This window comes from Tissierellales bacterium (genome assembly GCA_025210965.1).
GTDB lineage: Bacteria > Bacillota > Clostridia > Tissierellales > JAOAQY01 > JAOAQY01.
The window spans coordinates 1-6,434 of record JAOAQY010000182.1 but is presented as its reverse complement, the minus strand read 5'-3'; the positions used below and the strand labels follow the sequence as shown (position 1 = coordinate 6,434).

Genomic DNA, 6,434 nt, shown 5'->3' with positions numbered 1-6,434 from the left:
CAAGTGTTACTTTTACATTGTCTTTGAAACTAGTTTTTATATTATTTGCTATGAATTCGGACTTGTATTTCATGCTTAGTATCATAATTCCTGCAACTAAAAAGCTAAGTCCATCTATCATTATTGCATTTTCTAATGATAGTATTCCGCCAAGTGCCGGTCCCGCTAAAAGCGCTGTATTGTTTAAAAAGCTTGATATAGAATTTGCATCTGTCAGCTCTTCTTCACCAACTAACTCTGGCAATATAGCCTGCGATGGTGGATTGTAAAATATATTTCCAAGACTCATCAAAAAATTGAAAACAAATACCATCTCGATTCCTATCCTATCTATTAGTAGTGTAAATACTATACATAGTATAGCTCTATAGAAATTACACATAGCCATTATTTGCTTTCTATCTCTCCTATCGGCAATCGAACCAGCATGAGAACTAAGTAATATTTGAGGTAATACACCTGCGATGGCCATGAGTGCTGTCATCAAGTATGAATTTGTAGCTCCAAATGTATAGAGCGGTAGCGCTACTATCCTTATCCCCGAGCCTATATCAGAAATGAAATCTCCAATTGCCATTTTCACAAAGTTTCCATTTTTAAAAAGCTTAGAATTTATATGCATATCAATCCTCCCGTTTATTTTACTGTAAATTATATATTATTTAACAATATTTGTAAACCCGAATTAATTCGCATAAAAATATCCAACAAATTACAATTAATTTGTTGGATATTTTTTATTTCTTCTATTCTCTATATATTTATCTATGTCTTTAACCAAATATCCTGCTCCAGTGCTATGCAATAAATCATAAAAAGAATCAATATAGCTAAATACTTCATATTCCTTAAACAACTCTAGAGTTTTTTTTCCAGTTAAATTATGTGCTACTTTATAGCTTTCAATGCAAAAAACAGTAAATTGAATTTCCTTTCCCATATAGCTCACCTCAAATCTGTGGATAGGTCATGTGATTTGTCTCTTTTTGCTCCTTGAATAATTCGAATAACTTTTCTGTACTATACTGCCAAAATTTAGTTTCTTCTCTTTCTAATAATTCATACAAGGGTGAATTGTAAAGCTCTTCTAGTGCCTTTTGATCTGATAGATCTAACTGATTTTTAATTTTTTCCACCAATGCAGCAATTAATATCGAAAACACTGAATCAAACTGTGCACTATTCAAATACATCACCTCCAATAATTTCAAAATTATAAAACTCACAACACTTCAATGCTTTTTCGCTATGAAAGAGCACTTGATCAAATAACTTTTCAACCTTCAGTCTTTTTAAAGCTTCTTCTTTGCTCAAAACTCCAGTTTCAAAAAGTTTAACAGTCAAATATACATTATCGTCTGCAACTGGTCCCCATATAATATCATACTCTTCTTCCATATATGTACCATTTCTGTTTGCAGTTATAAAATCTAGCCATTCTTTATCTGGCTTTTCAAATTTTTTTATTTTAATTTCTTTCTCAGCTTGAAATTTATATACAGATAAATATGATGATTCGGAGTTATTTCGTGCCATTACTTTTTGAGACCATCTAATAGCTTGATTCTTATTTGTAGTAGTATAAAACCCTGTGCCAAAGTCCAATAATCTATTACTCTCTATTATCCGAGGCTTCTTAACAATAACATCACTACCATGATACAACCACATTATTTTCTCACTCATATTAGCCCTCCTACTATTTATATTTTACCCTAGATTTTTTCTTTTATCAAAGCAAAAAAGTTTAAGCAAATTCCAATTAATTTGCTTAAACTTCTCGTTTTTTCAGATCTCTATTTACTTATCATCTCTCTCACCTGAACTACATCTTTGTCACCGCGCACATATAAATTTATTATGATTAGTTGATAATATTTACTTTTTAAAATTCAATTCATATATTTACAAACTAATAAAAATAAAAGGTAACACTGTATTTATTTTAAATTACTTTGAAAAAGCTTAATGATAAGATGAAAACTATGATTGGCGATGCATATTTTACAGTCAACTTCAGAAAATAGTAACCTAATGTGTTTTTCTCAATATTGCATGTTTTTGCCATATTATCTATTCCCCAAAACCAGCCAATAAAAACGCTCATAGCAAACGCTCCACTAATTAGAAATAAATTATTAACTAACATATCAAATAAATTAAACATAAAACCTGACAGTATGGATGGGACGCTGATTAAACATACTGCAATGAATGTTGTAAATAATCCTTTTCTTCTAGTTATATTAAACTGCTCCATAAAAAATGAAATCACAGCTTCCCACCCTGCAACACCTGATGAAAATGCAGCAATATAGAATCCTATATAAAAAATGGTTCCCCAAAGTCTACCTTTTAGCATCTGATTGAATATATTTGGCATTGTAATAAACGTTAATTCTGAACCAGCACTCATCTCTACTCCAAAAGCTGATGCCATAGGAAAAATCATCATCCCTGATGCTATAGCAACAATGATTGTTGAAAAAACTACTATTGTTGAGTTCTTAATAACATTTAATTTGTCTTGGTTTTGATAACTTCCAAAGATCATAGCAACAGCCATTGCTATTCCTAATGAAAAAAAAGTCTGACCAAGTGCTACTAGTACCCCTTCAATAGAAAATGATTCAAAATTTATAGTGAAAAAAAATTTTAAACCTTCCATTCCTCCCTCTAACCGAAGTCCAACAATTATCAAAGTAGCTATAATAACTGTTAAAATAGGTAGTAGTATTTTAGATATTTTCTCAAGTCCACTTTGCAAATCATTTCTAACAACCATCATAGTAACTAACGTATTTACTAAAAACAAACTAAAAACCAATGACTTATTCGAGATAAATACTTCGAAATAATTTATAATTTCAGATGACTTCATGCCATCAAAAATACCAAACAAAGTTGCATATACGTAATGAATAATCCAAGCATATACCGGTGCTGTATATCCTATAATCATAATAATACAAATCATGTGAAACCATCCTACTATATGCCAACTTTTTTTAGGTGCAATCTTCTTATATGCACCAACTGGTGTTTGCCTCGTTGCCAGCCCCATTGAAACTTCCGCTGAAAACAAAGGAATACCAATTATAATCATCATTAATATATATGTGAGTAAAAATAATCCACCACCATATTTACCACAAATATATGGAAATCTCCAAATTGTTCCAACACCAACTGAAAAGCCTATCGTTGCAAGCATAAATCCAAGTTGAGAGCTAAAAGTTTTTCTTTTCATTTCAACATTCATAACTTTTCGATTAACCATTAAATCCCCTTTCATTTCACTAACATTTAAATATTAGTCCCTCAATAGTATTATATGCATGTTCTGTTGGTGTAATATTCAATTTAGCCGCTCCATTTAAATTATTTCTAGTAATTTCTGCACATAGAATGCCTATTCTATCCATAGTTGTAACTTTATCCGCTTTATCACCTTTCGTATACATTTCCATACCGGATATGACACCACCAATGTTTTGAATCCAGCATTCCTGATATAAAATCCCTCTCTCTTTTAATAAACCTGCAAGTCTAATTTCTTCTTCTTTATTAGTAGCAAATAATTGATTGTTAGCTCCACCAAAAATCATACAGAATTTCACTCTATTTATTACTTCTTCAGTAAGAAACCCCCCGATAGCACTTGGTACAAGAATATCCGCCTCTATATCTAGAATATCTTTATAATTTACCACTTCAATCTCAGCATAAGGATATTGAGTTACTAACTTCTTAGACAACTCTTCATTAATATCACATACAATTAATTCCGCACCATCTTCAATCAAAAATTCTGCTTGAGAATATCCAACAGATCCTAGACCCATAACCGCTACTTTCATTCCTTTTGCATTTCGTTTTCCAAAATGGAACTTTATTGCTTCATTCATGGCTTTATGAACACCCCAAGCAGTGGGTGGTCCCGATGGTCCAATTGGATTTTTAGAACCAGCGCTTATATACGCAGAATATTCTTTGAGTACATCTGCCAGCTCCACTGGATATCTCATATCAGGACCTGTTGTAAACTTAACACGGTCAATTGCAAATGCTAGAAAGCCTAATTCTTTTTTGTCATTAAGATCTACTTCATCGGCAATAACTGTTATTTTCCCACCTCCCCAATGGAGTTTTGCAAGAGCATTTTTAAAACTTTGAGCACGTCCTAAATTTAAACCATCTTTAATTACCTCAATCTCTTTTTCATCTCTAGTATGCCTCCTAATTCCACCCGTATATAATGCGTAATCTTTACTATTTACACCTAAATTAGTGCTGTGTAAATTCGCAATAAATCTGATATCTTTATATTTACTGTAATAGCAATCCAATCCATGAAACTTACCTTTTCTAAGTAAAGCAAATACTTCATTCAAATACTCTGTTTGTCCATATTTTGCAAACAATTCCCTTGTTTGTTTGTTATTCAACCACAAATCATTTTCCGTTAATAAGCTGTTCGTATAAAATGTTCTATTGAATTCACTCCAGTCAATGTCCTCTTCCCACTCTTTAGCTGCGATTATATATTCTTTATCTGTTCTATAATCATATCTTATTTTCAGAGTTGTCAATCCCTCTTCAATCAATGGATGATATAAACTTCCGACCAATTCCTTTCCTCCTTAATAATAGTATACTTTTGGAATTTCTAATTCTTAATTTTAAAGAATTAGAAATTCATTTTTAGCTAACTATAATCTATATATATTAATTATGCTTCTTAAATATTATTCCAATTAATTTGCTTAAACTCCTCGTTTTTTCAGATCTCTATTTACTTATCATCTCTCTCACCTGAGCTACATCTTTGTCACCGCGCCCAGATAAATTTATTATGATTATTTTACTCTCATCTAATGTTTCTGCAAGTTTTATTCCCTCTGCTATGGCATGGGCACTCTCTATCGCCGGTATTATACCTTCTGTTTTTGATAATTCAAAGAATGCTTTCATAGCTTCATCATCTGTAATGGATTTATATTCTGCTCTATTTGTCGCTTTGTAATAGCTATGCTCTGGCCCTACTCCTGGGTAGTCAAGTCCTGCAGCTATAGAATGTACCGGAAGTGGCTCTCCATTATCATCTTGAAGTGTATAGCATTTAAATCCATGAATCACCCCTATAGTCCCTTTAGTAAGAGATGCTGCGTGATCTTTTGTATCTAGTCCTTTTCCAGCCGGTTCTACTCCTATTATTTTTACTGATTCATCATTTACAAATGGATGAAATAAACCTATGGCATTACTTCCACCACCTACTGCTGCAACTAGATAATCTGGCAATTTCCCCTCGCATTCTAGTATCTGCTCTCTAGCTTCTTTTCCTATCACACTTTGAAATTCTCTAACCATAGTTGGATAAGGATGTGGACCTACGGCTGAACCTAAAAGATAGAATGTATCATCTGCATTTTTCACAAAGTCTTCAAGAGCTGCATCTACTGCATCTTTTAGTGTAGCTGTTCCGCTCGTTACTGCTACTACTTTTGCTCCTAGAAGTTCCATTCTAAATACATTTAGCGCCTGTCTCTTCGTATCTATCTCTCCCATATATATCGTACAATCCATTCCAAATAATGCACAAACTGTAGCCGTTGCCACTCCATGCTGACCAGCTCCTGTCTCTGCGATGATTCTATTTTTCCCCATACGCTTGGCTAAAAGTGCTTGACCTATGGCATTGTTTATCTTGTGAGCTCCTGTATGATTCAGATCTTCCCTTTTTAAATATATCTTTGCCCCGCCAATGCTTTTTGAAAGTCGCTCTGCGTGATATAGTGGATTTTCTCTTCCGATATATTGCTTTTGATAATATTTTAATTCTTCTAAAAACGTTTCATCATTTATGTTCTTGTAAAAATTCTTTTCAACCTCTTTTAACACTGAATCTAATTCTTTAGGTACAAAACTTCCACCAAATTCTCCAAAGTAACCATTATTATTTTCTAACATTTTAAATCTCCTCCTAAATTTACATTAATATCTGTTTTTTTAGGATCATTTCAGCGCTTTTGTTTCTATTTCCGGAAATAAAAGAGGTTTAACCTAGAAAATGCCTTGCAAGTTCCATTTTCTAAAATAAACTAAAAAAGTCCTCTATGTGCTATAAACACATAGAGGACGCTATTTGCGTGGTACCACCTCGATTGGTCAATTCAAAAATCAACCCACTCTTTCAGATACGGGAAACTATTGTCCGATATCCTATCTCTATAACGGGAGATGCCCGTGTCGCCTACTACAATTTCAGCTTCAACTCGTAAGCCCATTCACCACAGATCCAAATACTAGACTCTCACCACCGCTAGCTCTCTTTGATCCTTTTCTATAGCTACTCCTCTTACTCAACGCTTTATAATATGATCTTGGAAGTTATTATATATCTAATACTTTAGTTTGTCAAAGGCTTTTTT

The 6,434-nt window shown here is 32.9% G+C and carries 7 protein-coding genes and 1 other annotated feature; all 7 genes read right to left on the bottom strand.

The features are described from left to right. On the bottom strand, positions 1-622 hold a 622-nt coding region (locus N4A40_13400), incomplete at its 3' end, for an MFS transporter (protein ID MCT4662853.1). Between the two features lie 96 nt (positions 623-718). Further along, positions 719-940 (bottom strand): DUF3791 domain-containing protein, encoded by a 222-nt coding sequence (locus N4A40_13395; GenBank protein ID MCT4662852.1) that lies wholly within the window; start codon positions 938-940, stop codon positions 719-721. Between the two features lie 10 nt (positions 941-950). Continuing rightward, positions 951-1,187, bottom strand: a complete 237-nt coding sequence (locus N4A40_13390) for a hypothetical protein (protein MCT4662851.1) — start codon at positions 1,185-1,187, stop codon at positions 951-953. After that, positions 1,180-1,686: a DUF3990 domain-containing protein gene (locus N4A40_13385; GenBank protein ID MCT4662850.1), complete on the bottom strand. Its 507-nt coding sequence runs from the start codon at positions 1,684-1,686 to the stop codon at positions 1,180-1,182. The genes N4A40_13390 and N4A40_13385 overlap by 8 nt, the downstream gene beginning before the upstream one ends. Before the next feature lie 259 nt (positions 1,687-1,945). Then, positions 1,946-3,280, bottom strand: coding sequence for a sodium-dependent transporter (locus N4A40_13380; GenBank protein MCT4662849.1), 1,335 nt, complete (start codon positions 3,278-3,280; stop codon positions 1,946-1,948). A gap of 19 nt (positions 3,281-3,299) precedes the next feature. After that, complete coding sequence (locus N4A40_13375; protein ID MCT4662848.1) at positions 3,300-4,631, bottom strand: hypothetical protein; 1,332 nt, start codon at positions 4,629-4,631, stop codon at positions 3,300-3,302. A 160-nt stretch (positions 4,632-4,791) separates the two neighbouring features. Beyond that, entirely contained in the window at positions 4,792-5,973 is a 1,182-nt protein-coding gene (gene trpB, locus N4A40_13370) for a tryptophan synthase subunit beta (GenBank protein MCT4662847.1), read from the bottom strand. 161 nt (positions 5,974-6,134) lie between these two features. Beyond that, positions 6,135-6,378: a binding site (T-box leader), on the bottom strand. Between the last annotated feature and the right edge of the window lie 56 nt (positions 6,379-6,434).